Genomic DNA, 14,318 nt, shown 5'->3' with positions numbered 1-14,318 from the left:
TGATTCATCTCCTCAAAAGATTCTGTAACTTCTCAAAGGAGTCGCAGATCTGAACCCCAACATACTTTGTTCAAATGCCAAAGAATGCAGCAGCAATGCCTAACCAGGGAGCAACTGCCTTAAAGATCTCCGTCCCGGTCTGCCACAGACTTTTTCCAGCTTCGGTGGTGTCCTTCAAGGTTTTCATCGTTTCACTCACCTGCTTCAGGTTTTGCCCCACCAACTCTTTACTAGGGGTTTCCTTACCTGCCTCTCGTTTTGCAGGACGTAGATAGTCAAGCAATTCTTCTTGCTGGGTGGAGTCAAGGGCTGATTGCTTTACCGCTGCTTCCAACTGTTCTAAAAGCGTTACGACCTCTATCCCGGTGATGCCCTGCTGCTGAGTATCTAAGCTTCCGGTCTGGCTTTGCTGAATGTTGCTTCCTGCTTGCCCAAGCTGCATCATGCCGCCTGTTAATATGACGTTGCTGAGGCTCTGCGGTTGATTGGGTGATCTAGACTTGGATGGCTCAGATGGGGGCTTTTTGCCAAACATCATCTTTCAGGTCAAAGAATTCTCTTTATCATAAGCAGTCGATTTGAGTGACGCAATGAACGAAGGAAGCTGGAGGAATGGATGCGATCGTCCTCCATTGCTTTTACAGAAAGTTACGTTCTGAGTAAGTTATGAGTGCAGCCAAAGCTTTAGACTCTATAACAATTGGTGTTTAACTCCTCAAATCCCATCAGACTCCTATGTTTCCACTTCACCGCCCTCGTCGCCTCCGCAGCCATCCTCAGCTTCGACGCATGGTGCGTGAGCATACTTTAACCACAAGCGATCTGATCTATCCCCTCTTTGCAGTGCAGGGCGAGGAAATTGCCCAAGAAGTCCGCTCAATGCCGGGAGTTTACCAGCTTTCAGTAGACAAAATCGTAGAAGAAGCGAAGGAAGTCTACGACCTGGGAATTCCAGCAATCATTCTGTTTGGCATTCCAGCGGACAAAGACGTTGAGGCGACCGGAGCCTGGCACGATCACGGCATTGTTCAGGTTGCTTCCCGTGCTGTGAAAGAAGCAGTGCCAGACCTGCTGGTGATTGTGGATACTTGCCTGTGTGAATACACCTCTCACGGTCACTGTGGCTATTTGGAAGTCGGCGATCTGTCTGGACGGGTGTTGAACGATCCGACCCTGGAGCTATTGAAGAAAACGGCAGTTTCCCAAGTAAAAGCGGGAGCTGATATTATTGCGCCTTCGGGTATGATGGATGGCTTTGTCCAGGCAATTCGGGCAGGGCTGGATGAAGCGGATTTCCAAGATGTGCCGATCATGTCTTATGCCGCCAAGTATGCTTCGGCTTACTACGGACCATTTCGTGATGCAGCAGAGTCTACACCTCAGTTTGGCGATCGCCGCACGTACCAGATGGACCCCGGTAACGGCAAAGAAGCCCTCAAAGAAATTGAGCTAGACATTGCTGAAGGTGCAGATATGCTGATGGTCAAGCCTGCCCTGGCTTACATGGACATCATTTGGCGCGTTAAGCAAGCCACCAACCTGCCCGTAGCTGCCTACAACGTTTCTGGTGAGTACGCGATGGTCAAAGCAGCCGCCCTTAATGGCTGGATTGATGAAGAGCGCGTCGTCATGGAAACACTAACAGGCTTCAAGCGATCGGGTGCTGACCTAATTTTGACTTACCACGCCAAAGATGCAGCCCGTTGGCTGAATGGGTAGTTAGGAGATTGGGGATTAGGGGTTAGGAGATCCCTGAAACGAGTTTCATTTCTAATTCCAACCCCCCAATTCCCAACCCGCAATTTGATACTTTCTGCAAGACTGCTATAACTGATCTAAAAACTGGGAACATAACCATTTCAGTAGTTATCCTGAGACAGAGAAAGTTCTGGTGTTGTCAATGCTGAAAATCGCTTATTCACTTGTGCTAATGGGGTCGATGTTACTGCCGCTGGCGGGACTGCCTCAACCTGCGATCGCCCAAGATTCAGACGATGAGGATGAAGTGCAGGTTGTACCTGTGACAGGGTTCCTTGGCGTTTGTGAGTTAAACACCCTGTCAGGTCTTACCTTCATCGACGAAGAAACTGGCGAAGTGCGGATTTTGGCAGACTACTGCCCAACTGAAACTGCTACCCGACTATCTTTAACCGAGGAAGGGGAAGAATTTTGGCAGGCGTTTCTGAGTGTTGCTAGCCCTAACGCCATTGAGTTTGCGTCCAAAACAAACCGTCAAGAAGTTGCAAACTATGGTGCGACGGTGTGCGTCGTCATGGACGAAGGTTCTAGTCTCCAGGAAGTTCGGCAGCTTCAACTCGAGGGGGGCTTGCCTGCTTCTTTCGATGCGGCGGTCAATGTAGCTGCCATCAACACCTATTGCCCAGAGTACCGTGCGGAAATTGGTCGATAAGAGGGTTCAAAGACGATGAGGTAGAGACGTATTTGCTGCGTCTCTACTCAAGCTACGGTGCAGAAGATTCGATTGGGTTGATGACTGCTTCGGGTTCAGGTTCAATCATCATTTGTCCCACCAGTGCATAGGCTAGCAAGTAAGTAAAAGTCAAGCCGACAAAGGCGATTTTGGCAATTAAGGCGGCTGGCGATCGCTTGACTGCTAGTTGCTTTGGGGGAGTTTGTACCCGCATGAATTCGTTTACCTTTCTGGACAATTTTTAGGAACAGATCTGATTTCCTGCTTTTCTAGAAAAACATATTAGGGGTACTTCTGCTTCCACCTCAAGTTATTCAAGGCTTAGAGCGTTTCACCATCAAAATACTGCTGCAGAGCGATCCCCTGGGCCGACGGCATCTGCCCATAGGTAAAGACATACGAAACATCGGGGGGTAACACCGAAACAAACTGCTCCAGAATATAGGGACTCCCATAAACTACTAGGGCTTGCAGTTGATCAGTTTTAACTAAGAATTGAAACCAATCTTGAGCAGTCTGCGTCTGTCCTGCACTGCCGCGAAATGGATTTCCCCGAATGAACAGTTGCAATAGCGTTGGACAGGGTGGCGTACTCCGGTCCAACATTGGCGGGGGGGTGTAGCAGTCAACAATTTCAGTCCGGTATCCTCGTGATTGCGGAAGAGCGATCGCCGGCGTGTGTTTTCCCAGGAAATCGCGCTCTAGAGCATCATCCACCAAAATCAGATTTCTCAGTTCCCCAGTTTGAGTAGACCGGAGGCGAGCGTTAGCTGGATGGTGAACCTGCATCGAGTCTTGTAGAATTTGAGCAACAGAGGCGATCGCCTCTGGCTGGGCTAGCCGCTCAAGCTGAACTGGCGGTGGTGAAACTTGTTCCCAAGCGTGAGAAGTACTGCCCTGCAAATCTGGAGCGCACACCTTTTGCTTTGCTTGCCAGATCCGCTCAACCGAAGCCTGAATTCGCTCTGGAGCAATTCGCCCTGATTCAACTGCCTCACAGATTGCCTGAATTGCACCGGCTGGATCAATCGGCATCAGGAGAATATCTGCCCCAGCTTCAACGGCTAACACGGGCGCTTCATTTGCTCCATAGCCGTTGGCGATCGCTCCCATGATCAGCGCATCCGTGACAATCAGTCCGCCAAAGCTCAATCGCTGCCGCAACTCCTCTGTCAAAATTCGATAAGACAGCGTGGCTGGATATTTCTCATCCAACGCCGGAATTTGTAGATGAGCACTCATCACCGCATCCACTCCAGCGGCGATCGCCCGTTCAAATGGTGGCAACTCTACCTCAGCCAACCGCTTTTGGCTATGCGGAAGAACAGGTAGATCCAGGTGAGAATCTGTCGCTGTATCGCCGTGTCCGGGGAAATGTTTGGCAGCGGTCAGAACTGGATGCTGCTTTGCCCCTCGGATAAACGCAGTTGATAGCCGACTCACGACATCTGGCATTTCCCCAAAAGCCCGCACATTAATTACTGGATTCTGAGGGTTGTTGTTCACATCCACCACCGGAGCCAGCACCCAGTTGATACCAATCGCAAGTGCCTCTTCAGCCGTGAATGCACCCATTTGCTCAGCATACTGTTCAGCTTTGGCGAGATCCTGTTGGGCGATCGCAGCAAGCGCAAACGGTGGCGGAAACCAGGTCGCTCCAGCAAATCGCTGCCCTACGCCTTCCTCAATGTCTGCCGCGATCAGCAGCGGAATTTTAGCCCACTCTTGAAGCTGGTGCGATCGCAATCCCACCTCCGCCGCACTGCCCCCCAGCAAAATCACCCCACCCACTGCCAAATCTTCTAGCCAGTGACGCAAAGTTGCTGCTGGAGACTCCCATGCAGGATAGCGAATCTGATGGTCAAACAGGTGCCCAGAGGCGCGAACTACCACCATCTGAGCCACCCATTCTGGCAAAGACAAAGTTTCCCAATCGGGCAAGGTAGACACGTTTACTGCTTAGCTCCCATGCCATCTTCATTCACTTCTTCGTCAAAATCATCCTCATCAAAATCATCTTCGTCAAAATCATCTTCGTCAAAATCATCCTCATCAAAATCGTCCTCAGCGATGCTACTTTCAACCGCAGCATCGTCAGCCAGTTCCTCGTCTAAGGGAGAATCCTTGCGCTCCTGGCTCAGTCGATTCAGTAGCGATAATACCTGGGTACCGCGCTCAAGCGAACGATCTTCAACGAAGATAACCTCCGGAGTTCGACGCAGCCGCATTCGGTGACCTAACTCACCGCGAACGAATCCAGTTGCAGATTTCAACCCCGCCATCGTCGCAGCTCTGGCTTCATCGGTGCCATAGATGCTGACAAAAATCTTGGCGTGCTGCAAATCACCTGATACATCCACATCAGTGACACTCACCATGCCCGCTCCAACACGATCATCTTTAATGCCAGACATTAGCAACTGGCTAACCTCTCGCTTGATCAATTCAGAAACACGGGCAACACGACGACTGGTAGCCATAAAACTTTTCTCTAGCGTTTACAAAGGGGAATCGGGTTGATTTTTCGTACCTTAGCGCACGAAAAATCCAACCTTTAAAGCACCTAGCCCCTAACCTAACCCCAACATAGCGCGTAGAGTGAAACCAACGAAGGTTAGTGCTGCTACAAGAAAAATACTGGTGGCGATCGCCGTTGAGGGGCGCTTAAACAAAGGCAGCAATGGGCTAACCAGCGTCAGCAAGATGCCCAGCGATATCGTAATCAGAAAGCGAGGATAGCGGGAAATGTTGTTCAAAAACTCTTGCATGATTCTCAGCCAAAATAACGCCTTTGCAGCGAGTTAAAAATATTAAAGAAGCCAGCTAGCGTCAGTTAAAGTCAAACACTCTCTAATAACGCTCCTCAATATTGTACGAGTTTCGCTGCAAGAGTTTCACAGCCCCAAAGTTGGTTCAGTTAAAGCCAACAGAAAACTGCAACTACAGCAAACTGATCAAACTGCTCACCCTAAAAAGTGAGCCAATAGCTTCCCTTACTCTGTTAGGACATTGGTTTTAGGGCTTGCACAAGTCCTGGATTTTGCTTTTCACCCCTAACCCCCAATTCCCCTAAAAACCATGCAAAACCAACTCGAACTAGGCAAAGAATATCCGCCCGCAAACGAGACGGAGTTGATTCGAGAAATTGAACTGATCAGTTTGAAGTTGCTTGAGCAAGACTATCCAGCAAATTTACGTCCAGCAAAACGGGATGCTCATGCCAAACATCACGGCTGTGTCAAAGCAGAATTCATCGTAGCGGATGATTTACCTGATGAGTTGCGAGTTGGCATTTTTAAGGAACCACGACGCTATCCTGCCTGGGTGCGCCTGTCTAACGGAGCCAGACAGCCCCAACCCGACGCAAAAGGTGACACTCGTGGCATTGCTATTAAGCTACTAGGTGTAGAAGGTGAGAAGGTACTAGAAGCGGAAAAACATGAGCAAACCCAGGACTTTACCCTGGTGAATCATCCGGTTTTTGCAATTCGCAATGCTCAGGATTATCTAGAACTGTTTAACCTGCGAAAGCAAGGAGAGAAACAAATTATTCGCTTCTTCTTCAATGGCATCAATCCGCTAAAGTGGCGTTTGCATGAGTTTGGCATCTCCAGAGCGATCAACAAAAAGAAAATTCCCAATCCGCTGACGATTCAATATTGGAGTATGGTGCCTTACCAGTTCGGCTCCAAAGCTGCTCGGTTTTCAGTCAAACCCACAAATGTAGGGAATGCGCCAGAGGGCGATCGCAGCTCAATGCATTATCTGCACGAAGTCATGGTGAAACACCTGGCCAACCAGGAGGCAACCTTCGACTTTTTGGTACAGCTTCAAACCGATCCGGTGAAGATGCCAATTGAAGATCCAACGATTGAATGGGATGAATCCCTTTCGCCTTATCGAAAAGTCGCAACCTTAAGAATTCCACCCCAAACCTTTGACTCCCCTGAACAGATGGAATTCTGTGAGAATCTCTCATATACCCCTTGGCATTCCATCCCAGAACACAAACCGCTAGGCGGAATCAATCGCGTTCGCAAAGTGGTTTACGAATCTCTGGCGAATCTGCGACACGACTTAAACGGCGTTCCTCGCCGAGAACCGACCGCAGCAGAATTTCCAGATTAGTCAGGATGAGCAGGGGCGATCACACTACCATCTAAGAATTCTCAGAGAGGTGTTCCTATGGCAGTCACACTCAACCGCGCCGATCGAGTCGTGCTTCACAACATTAGCTGGCAGCAGTTTGAGAATTTGCTGAAGGATTTGGGCGATCGCCGCTCTGCCCGAATTGCCTATGACCGAGGCACCCTGGAAATTATGACCCCCCTACCAGAACACGAATACTTCAAGGAAACGATCGGTGATGCAGTAAAAGATATTGCTGAAACGCTGGAGCTAGATTACGAAAGCTATGGCTCTACAACCTGGCGACGAGAAATCAAGCAAGCAGGCCTTGAACCCGATAACTGTTTCTACTTTCAAAATGAGGCTCTAGTTCGCGGCAAGCTCAACTTTGACCTGAACCAAGACCCACCACCCGACCTGGCGTTGGAAATCGACATCACCAGCAAATCGCTCGATCGCTTTCCTATCTATGCTCGGTTAGGCGTTCCAGAACTTTGGTGCTACGACAACGGAGCGCTCAAAATCTATCATCTGCAATCCGATCAGTATGTAGAAGCAGAACGCAGTCTGGTTTTTCCCATGCTAGAAATCCAGAAGCTACCTCAAATCATTGAAGCTCATCGAAATGCTGGAAGGTTGGCACTGCGGCGATCGGTAAGGGAGTGGGCACGGGAAGGAATGAGGAATGAGGGATAAAGACGTATTTAAGCTGTAGGAAGTAACTGTAAACAGGAAGTGCCCATAAAAAAGAGGCAAGCAATGCTTACCTCTACGGAGGGGTTCCCAAACGATTGTCAAAAATTGCTGAGGAGGAGAGTTCGTTCGCTGTGGCTGTTGGAGAGCTTCAGTTGAACGTAACTTTAGATTCAATCCCTTCAGCGACGAATCCGCAAAAGTTTAGGATAGAAATAGTCGCAGCTTAAAATATCCCGCCCTTTAAACCATGACAGCTTCCCAAGTAGCTTCCGTTTCCTTGACTGCCCTGGCTCAGCAAACCCGTGAGGCGGCACGCAAGCTGGCAGTTTTGCCAACTGATGCCCGTAACCGAGCTATTGAGGCGATCGCCCAAGCCCTCGAAGCATCTGCTCCAGAAATTTTGGCAGCAAACCAGGGAGACTGTGAAGCGGCTCTGGCAGAAGGGTTGGCAAAACCGCTATATGGACGGCTGAAGCTGGATGCGAGTAAGCTTCAGGGGGCGATCGCCGGAGTCCGCGATGTAGGGAAGCTACCTGATCCTGTTGGCAAGGTAGAGATTCACCGAGAATTGGATGATGGGCTGGTGATGCAGCGAGTCGCTTGTCCGGTAGGTGTGTTAGGCGTAATTTTTGAATCGCGCCCTGACGCGTTGGTGCAAATTGCGACGCTGGCAATCAAGTCTGGAAATGGGGTAATTCTCAAAGGCGGCAAAGAAGCGGTGCGGTCTTGCACTGCACTAACCAAAGCGATTCACAATGGGCTAACTCAGGCAGGAGTTGATCCGGCGGTCGTTCGGTTGCTCACGACTCGTGAAGAAACTCTGGAACTATTGCAGCTTGACCAATACGTTGACCTGATCATCCCTAGAGGCTCAAACTCATTTGTGCGCTTTGTCCAGGAAAATACTCGAATTCCAGTGCTAGGACACGCGGACGGCATTTGTCATTTGTATGTAGACAAAGCCGCTGATATTCAAAAGGCAGTGGCGATCGCCATTGATGCGAAAGTCGGCTATCCCTCAGCCTGCAATGCGATCGAAACGCTTTTGGTTCATCAGGCGATCGCTCCAGATTTTCTCCCAGAAGTTGCTCAAGCGCTGCAAGCCAAACAGGTAGAGCTACGAGGTGACGAATCTAGTCGCAAAGTTATAGACATTGCAGCCGCAACCGAGGCAGATTGGTCAACTGAGTACAGCGATTTGATTTTGTCGATTAAAGTTGTAGATTCGTTGGATGAGGCGATCGCCCACATCAACACCTACGGTTCTCGTCATACGGAGGCGGTCGTCACCCAAGACGACACAACCGCCGCAACCTTCGTTGCTCAAGTCGATGCAGCAGGCGTATTTCAAAATTGCTCAACTCGCTTTGCTGATGGCTTCCGCTACGGCTTTGGCGCAGAAGTAGGCATCAGCACCCAAAAAATGCCGCCGCGTGGTCCCGTTGGGCTAGAAGGACTTGTCACCTACAAATATCAAATCAAAGGTGACGGGCATATCGTGGCAACCTATTCTGGTGCAAACGCAAAACCTTTCACCCACCAGGATCTGTAGTGTCTTAGCACAACAACTACAATGCAGAAATAGTTCATCAGCTCTTTTAATGCTTAAGAAGTGTCTGCTATGAATAATATTCAAATGGAAGGAGTTGATAGTACTCTCAGTCAAGTTGTTTTAGAGGATATTCAGTACCTAAAGCAACACCTCGACGATATTCTTGTAAGTTCAGATCAAACCCTGATCAAAAATCTTATTGAAGAAACAGAGTTTTTTCTACAACAAACCAAGAGTAACTCCAAAACATATCAGGAAAAGTATGATGCCTTTGACCAATTAACTAACTCTTGGTTCGGTGTGTGGAATCACTACAAGCACATCCCTGAGGCAATCAATCTGATCAAATTACTCAATCATTTAACCAATCATTCTATAGCATATTCCTGTTTATTTCTTAGTCTCTCCCGTATAAACGAAGGTAGAACTGGTGAATATGAAGCGGATCTTGAGAGAATCGTTTCAGGTTTCCTGCTGCTCTCTCAAATTGTTGATGTTTTTACAAATTTCTTCTCAATCTCAGACCTCAAACAAATTCAAAACGGTGCCAAGAATGCAATTTCTATCTCTATCCGTGACGTAGAAGAATACTTTGAGAATGGCTTAGAATTGTCGATTTTAGTTACTCAACTTAGAGCTTATAGTAGCCTTATTGTACTGAGAGTTGAGGAGTATATTAATACGTCCGAAGAACTTGAACAGAACAGTAAGGTAATAGTTGAAGTAGCATCTAACTACCACTCTGATAAGTTAGACGCTGAAGCTAGACCTGCTGTATCCAACAATAAGCAACTACGACCGTTTGGACTGTGTGCCGGAGAATTTATAGTTCCCGATGATTTTGATTCGCCCTTACCAGAGGAGATTTTAAGTGCATTCGAGGGTAAATGAAAGTTCTGTTAGACACGCATATTTTCCTCTGGTTCATTATCGGTGATACCCGATTGTCAACCGATATTCGGGATACCATTCGTACACCGGACAACGAAGTCTATTTGAGTGCAGTTTCAGTTTGGGAAGCAATTGTTAAGTACCAGTTGGGTAAACTGCCTCTGCCGGAGCATCCCGGAATGTATTTACCTAAACAACGAAATCTTCATCAGATTACCAGTCTTGCTCTCGACGAAAGCAGTGTGGCGCAACTGGCTAACCTGCCGCCATTACATCGTGATCCGTTTGATAGGATGTTAATCTGTCAGGCATTACAGAATGGTTTGACGATTGCGACTGTAGACGCAGCTATTCGTGCTTACTCAGTCAGCGTCATGTAGCAGCGCAGCCCAACATAGCCTTTAAGCCGAACGGGTCAAGTAATCCTTTGAAGTTGCCATTTTTATGAATCGCGGCGTAGCTTAATGATGGACTCTATTCAAGTAACTGGTATTAGGGCATTTGGGCATATTGGGCTGCTGCCCGAAGAGCAGGTATTGGGGCAGTGGTTTGAAGTTGACCTGACGGTGTGGTTTGACTTGGTGAAGGCGGCGGAGAGCGATCGCATTGAAGACACTTACGATTACCGCTCAGCCGTCCTTGAAGTTCAAAAGTTGATCAAAACTGAGAGATTTGCCCTGATTGAGAAACTAGCAGGGGCGATCGCCACGCTGATTCTAGAATCAGGCGTTGAGCAAGTTCGAGTGCGGGTCACCAAAGTAACTGCACCAATTCCAGACTTTGACGGCAAAATCGCAGTAGAAATTACCCGAAGTCGCAACACTGCGGTTTCCTAAGCCTGCGCTATTGTTTGGCAGCACGGAAAGCAGCCTGAGTTTCTGAATCGAGCAAGCCCCACAGCCCTAATCCACCCAAAACTACAAAAGCGCTTGTAATATACAGGGCACAAATGACGATACCGGCAATCCAAGCCCAGTACTTGAGTTTTCTCAAACCCCAAACGACCACTTCTACCCCTACCGCAAGCAACAAAGAAAAAATCAAGGTAAACACACCTAGAAAAATTCCCAAAGGCTGCACGGATGTTAGGGAAGGGTCAGGTGCTATGGATTGTACTGAAACGAAAGCAAAGAAAAATCCCAAGCCAATTCCTAGCAGTACATAAAGAGCTGCGCTGATATGCAAACAAACAATGGTGATATTTAAGCGTCCTGGCATATTTTTTTCCACTATGTTTACTCTTTTCTCTTCATTTTGCCTGCCGTCTCAACAGGTTGTGTAGGGCTAGTTCCGCCGCTCGAAACTGAGAATTGGTATAGCTTCGGTGAGCAACACTACACCGCTTTAAAGTTGCGATTTTTGAGAATGGGGCTTAGACTTTCCTTACTATTCTTGCCTGTAAATCTGCACAGCATTTTTGCACAGCACTCATCTGCATCCCCCTAGCTTTTAGTCCTAACTTCCTATGAAGCCTGCCCTTACCCGATTTGGCAATCAGATGTCTCACCTGAGCGGCGTTCGCGCCGTGATGAAGGATATCGTCGAGGCAACCCGGGCAGGCAAGGATTTTATTAACCTGAGCGCTGGCAATCCGGTAATTTTGCCGGAGGTTGAGCAGATGTGGCGCGATTGCACTGCCAAGCTTTTGAGTAGTGCGGAATATGGGGAAGTGGTCTGTCGCTATGGTGCAAGCCAGGGCTACCGTCCTTTAATTGAGGCAGTACTCCAAGATTTTAATCAGCGGTTTGGGCTGAATTTGAGCGATCGCAACATTCTCATCACCCCCGGTAGTCAAGCCCTCTACTTCTACGCTGCGAATGCACTGGGCGGCTACACTACTGACGGCGGACTTAAGCAAATGGTTTTGCCGCTGAGTCCTGACTACACCGGATATGGCGGCATCTCGCTCACACCAGAAGCGGTAAAAGCTTACAAGCCAGCCATTGAGATGGATGCAAAGGGGCATTGGTTTAAATATCGCCCTGACTTTAGCCAACTAGAAATCAACGAAAAGACCGGATTCGTGCTGTTTTCGCGTCCGTGTAACCCAACAGGCAATGTGTTGTTAGACGATGAGGTGAGACGAATTGCGGCAATGGCTAGTACCTATAATGTCCCTGTACTGGTTGATTCCGCCTATGCGCCGCCTTTCCCGTCACTCAACTTTACGGAGATGACTCCTATCTTTGGAGACAACATTGTTCACTGCACTAGTTTGTCAAAGGCGGGGCTTCCGGGTGAGCGGGTAGGGATTGCCCTAGGCGATGAGCAGGTGATTCAGGCGCTAGAATCTTTTCAGACTAATCTTTGCTTACATTCTTCACGTTATGGGCAGGCGATCGCCGCTCACGCAATTCGCTCTGGACAACTGGCAGACATCTCAACACGAGTGATTCGTCCTCACTATCAGGCAAAGTTTGCCGTCCTGGAGTCAACTCTACAAGACGTAATGCCTGATGTGCCTTGGTTTTTGCATCGCGGCGAAGGCTCGATTTTTGGCTGGCTCTGGCTCCAAAATTTGCCCATCACCGATTGGGAATTTTATGAACTGCTGAAGCAAAAGGGTGTTTTAGTCGTTCCAGGTAGCCCCTTCTTCCCAGGCATTCGGGAGGATTGGAGCCATACGCAGCAATGCTTCCGCATCAGCCTGACTGCCACCGATCAAGAACTGGTAACAGCCATGCAACGACTAGCAGAGGTAACAGAGCAAACCTATCGGCAGTCGAGCCTACAATCAAGTAAGCGGGTGGCTAATTTGGTGGTGGGTTGATGGCTGATACAAGCTGGTTGGAAGTCGGTAAAATTGTTGGCGTACAAGGATTAAAAGGGGAAGTTCGGGTTTACCCAAACTCAGATTTTCCAGAGCGATTTGAGGTACCTGGGCTGCGCTGGCTGCTACGACCAGAGGCAACAGAGCCAGAGCAAATTGAGCTATTGTCAGGACGCTATCTCAACGGCAAAGGGCTGTATGTGCTGCGGTTTGAGGGAGTTAGCGATCGCACCCAGGCTGAAGCACTAAAAAATTGCCGCCTGCTGGTGCCAGAGAGCGATCGCCCCCCTTTAGAAGAGGGTGAATTCCACGTCTCCGATCTGTTGGGTCTAGAGGTTTTTGACCAGGCGACTCAGGTTTTGGTTGGCACCGTTGTAGACGTATTTGCGGCAGGCAATGATTTGTTAGAAGTAGAGCTCAGTGAATCTGGCTCTAAAAAGCTGATCCCGTTTGTTGAAGAAATTGTGCCTGTCGTAGATTTGCAGCAAAGACGAGTTGAGATCACACCCCCTGCTGGGTTAATTGAGTAGAGCTTCAACGCTCAAACATCTCAGAAGATGTTTGCAGAGCTTCATAGAATTAGGTCTAAACGGCGATCGCCCGATCGCCCTTATCCAGTTTCTGGCAAAACTCCAACACCGCCTGCCTGGCCCACTGGTCAGCCGCAATGATGTCCTCCAGGGAAGGAGAAGCGTGATTGTCAGATTGATGGCGATCGCACACCTGCTCAATTAGCCGAGGAATATCGAGAAACTGAATTCTTTCCTCCAAAAACAGCGCAACAGCCTGTTCATTTGCAGCATTGAGAACGGCAGGCATTGATCCCCCGGCTCGACCTGCTGCATACGCCAACCGCATGCAGGGATATTTCTGATGGTCAGGCTCTCGAAATGTCAGATTCCCAGCTTTGACCAGATCCAATCGTTCCCAATCCGTCGAAACTCGCTCTGGGTAAGAAAGGGCATACAGTAAGGGCAACCGCATGTCAGGCAAACCAAGCTGTGCCAGCACGGATGTATCTTCTAGCTCAATCAGCGAGTGAATGATACTTTGCGGATGGATCACAATCTCAATATGGTCATAATCCAGCCCAAACAGAAAATGCGCCTCAATTACCTCCAACCCCTTATTCATCAAGGTGGCGGAGTCAATGGTAATCTTTTGCCCCATTGTCCAGTTAGGGTGCTTTAGCGCATCAGCAACTTTAACAGTCGCCAACTTTTCTACGGGCAAATCTCGAAACGCACCACCAGAGGCAGTGAGCAGAATTCGGCGCAACCCTCCAGTCGGGACTCCTTGCAGGCATTGAAAGATTGCAGAATGCTCTGAATCGGCAGGCAACAGTTTGATCCCGTGTTTCTCAACCAGCGGCAGGACGACCGGACCACCTGCGATCAAGGTTTCTTTGTTGGCTAAGGCAATATCTTTTCCGGCTTCGATCGCCGCAATTGTTGGTAAAAGTCCGGCACAACCTACGATCCCGGTCACAACGGCTTCTGAGTTGCCGTAGCGAGCGACTTCAGTTACACCGGCTTCGCCTGCCAGCAGAATCAGTTTGTAATCAAGATCGGCGATCGCCTCCTGCAAAGCGCCCAACTGAGCGGTGTCACAAATCGCTGCAATTTGGGGACGAAACTGACGAATTTGCTGAGCCAGCAGTTCAACATTACGTCTGGCTGCCAATCCGACAATCTGAAACTGATCGGGATATTCAGCCACAATATCCAGGGTTTGGGTGCCGATAGAGCCAGTGGAGCCAAGCAGAGTAATCGGTTTCACGATTGTTTAAGAATTAGCAGCAACTCCACTATAGGACGCTCTGGACACAGGAACCAAGCAAAGCAAAAGAG

16 protein-coding genes and 1 pseudogene are annotated in these 14,318 nt (G+C 48.9%); 10 read left to right on the top strand and 7 right to left on the bottom strand.

Annotation, left to right across the window (positions count from 1 at the left end):
* Positions 1 to 70 precede the first annotated feature (70 nt).
* Positions 71 to 538, bottom strand: a complete 468-nt coding sequence (locus tag H6G00_RS32395) for a hypothetical protein (protein WP_199318840.1) — start codon at positions 536 to 538, stop codon at positions 71 to 73.
* Positions 539 to 735: 197 nt separating this feature from the next.
* On the opposite strand from H6G00_RS32395, the gene hemB reads away from it, so the two are divergent.
* Together hemB and H6G00_RS32385 are read left to right on the top strand one after the other, a co-directional pair.
* On the top strand, positions 736 to 1,719 hold the full coding sequence (hemB, locus tag H6G00_RS32390) for a porphobilinogen synthase (protein ID WP_190799883.1): 984 nt from the start codon (positions 736 to 738) through the stop codon (positions 1,717 to 1,719).
* Positions 1,720 to 1,900: 181 nt separating this feature from the next.
* The gene (locus H6G00_RS32385) at positions 1,901 to 2,410 is read left to right on the top strand and encodes a DUF732 domain-containing protein (protein WP_190686847.1); all 510 of its coding nucleotides are present in this window, start codon (positions 1,901 to 1,903) and stop codon (positions 2,408 to 2,410) included.
* Positions 2,411 to 2,462: 52 nt separating this feature from the next.
* On the opposite strand, the gene H6G00_RS32380 is transcribed toward H6G00_RS32385, so the two are convergent.
* From H6G00_RS32380 to H6G00_RS32365, 4 genes and pseudogenes are all read right to left on the bottom strand, one after another.
* A complete protein-coding gene (locus H6G00_RS32380) occupies positions 2,463 to 2,645 on the bottom strand; it encodes a hypothetical protein (RefSeq protein ID WP_190799882.1) in 183 nt (60 codons plus the stop codon).
* 107 nt (positions 2,646 to 2,752) lie between these two features.
* Positions 2,753 to 4,381 (bottom strand): glycoside hydrolase family 3 N-terminal domain-containing protein, encoded by a 1,629-nt coding sequence (locus tag H6G00_RS32375; protein ID WP_190799881.1) that lies wholly within the window; start codon positions 4,379 to 4,381, stop codon positions 2,753 to 2,755.
* Positions 4,382 to 4,554: 173 nt separating this feature from the next.
* A pseudogene (rbfA, locus tag H6G00_RS32370) lies at positions 4,555 to 4,911 on the bottom strand (30S ribosome-binding factor RbfA); the annotation flags it as partial.
* Between the two features lie 90 nt (positions 4,912 to 5,001).
* Positions 5,002 to 5,199: a DUF751 family protein gene (locus H6G00_RS32365; protein ID WP_190642635.1), complete on the bottom strand. Its 198-nt coding sequence runs from the start codon at positions 5,197 to 5,199 to the stop codon at positions 5,002 to 5,004.
* A 310-nt stretch (positions 5,200 to 5,509) separates the two neighbouring features.
* Here H6G00_RS32365 and H6G00_RS32360 point away from each other — a divergent pair, with 310 nt between their 5' ends.
* From H6G00_RS32360 to folB, 6 genes are all read left to right on the top strand, one after another.
* Entirely contained in the window at positions 5,510 to 6,559 is a 1,050-nt protein-coding gene (locus H6G00_RS32360; RefSeq protein ID WP_190799879.1) for a catalase family protein, read from the top strand.
* Between the two features lie 57 nt (positions 6,560 to 6,616).
* Positions 6,617 to 7,255 carry a Uma2 family endonuclease gene (locus H6G00_RS32355; protein ID WP_190799878.1) on the top strand — a complete coding sequence of 213 codons (639 nt, stop codon included), beginning with the start codon at positions 6,617 to 6,619 and terminating at the stop codon, positions 7,253 to 7,255.
* Positions 7,256 to 7,502: 247 nt separating this feature from the next.
* Complete coding sequence (locus H6G00_RS32350; RefSeq protein WP_190799877.1) at positions 7,503 to 8,807, top strand: glutamate-5-semialdehyde dehydrogenase; 1,305 nt, start codon at positions 7,503 to 7,505, stop codon at positions 8,805 to 8,807.
* Between the two features lie 69 nt (positions 8,808 to 8,876).
* A complete protein-coding gene (locus H6G00_RS35895) occupies positions 8,877 to 9,698 on the top strand; it encodes a hypothetical protein (RefSeq protein ID WP_242042636.1) in 822 nt (273 codons plus the stop codon).
* Positions 9,695 to 10,078 carry a type II toxin-antitoxin system VapC family toxin gene (locus H6G00_RS32340; RefSeq protein ID WP_190799876.1) on the top strand — a complete coding sequence of 128 codons (384 nt, stop codon included), beginning with the start codon at positions 9,695 to 9,697 and terminating at the stop codon, positions 10,076 to 10,078. Before H6G00_RS35895 ends, H6G00_RS32340 begins: the two co-directional genes overlap by 4 nt.
* A gap of 87 nt (positions 10,079 to 10,165) precedes the next feature.
* Positions 10,166 to 10,534 (top strand): dihydroneopterin aldolase, encoded by a 369-nt coding sequence (gene folB / locus H6G00_RS32335; protein ID WP_190799927.1) that lies wholly within the window; start codon positions 10,166 to 10,168, stop codon positions 10,532 to 10,534.
* A 7-nt stretch (positions 10,535 to 10,541) separates the two neighbouring features.
* Here folB and H6G00_RS32330 read toward each other — a convergent pair whose 3' ends face one another.
* On the bottom strand, positions 10,542 to 10,916 hold the full coding sequence (locus H6G00_RS32330) for a hypothetical protein (RefSeq protein WP_190642630.1): 375 nt from the start codon (positions 10,914 to 10,916) through the stop codon (positions 10,542 to 10,544).
* A gap of 247 nt (positions 10,917 to 11,163) precedes the next feature.
* On the opposite strand from H6G00_RS32330, the gene H6G00_RS32325 reads away from it, so the two are divergent.
* Positions 11,164 to 12,468, top strand: a complete 1,305-nt coding sequence (locus H6G00_RS32325) for a valine--pyruvate transaminase (protein WP_190799875.1) — start codon at positions 11,164 to 11,166, stop codon at positions 12,466 to 12,468.
* Complete coding sequence (gene rimM, locus H6G00_RS32320) at positions 12,468 to 12,998, top strand: ribosome maturation factor RimM (RefSeq protein WP_190799874.1); 531 nt, start codon at positions 12,468 to 12,470, stop codon at positions 12,996 to 12,998. The genes H6G00_RS32325 and rimM overlap by 1 nt, the downstream gene beginning before the upstream one ends.
* A gap of 55 nt (positions 12,999 to 13,053) precedes the next feature.
* Here the strand turns inward: rimM and H6G00_RS32315 are convergent, their stop codons facing one another.
* Positions 13,054 to 14,247 carry a 1-deoxy-D-xylulose-5-phosphate reductoisomerase gene (locus H6G00_RS32315; RefSeq protein ID WP_190799873.1) on the bottom strand — a complete coding sequence of 398 codons (1,194 nt, stop codon included), beginning with the start codon at positions 14,245 to 14,247 and terminating at the stop codon, positions 13,054 to 13,056.
* Positions 14,248 to 14,318: the final 71 nt, after the last annotated feature.

Source organism: Leptolyngbya sp. FACHB-541, assembly GCF_014695875.1.
Classification (GTDB): Bacteria; Cyanobacteriota; Cyanobacteriia; order Elainellales; family Elainellaceae; genus JAAUTN01.
This window is presented reverse-complemented; position numbering and strand designations above follow the sequence as displayed.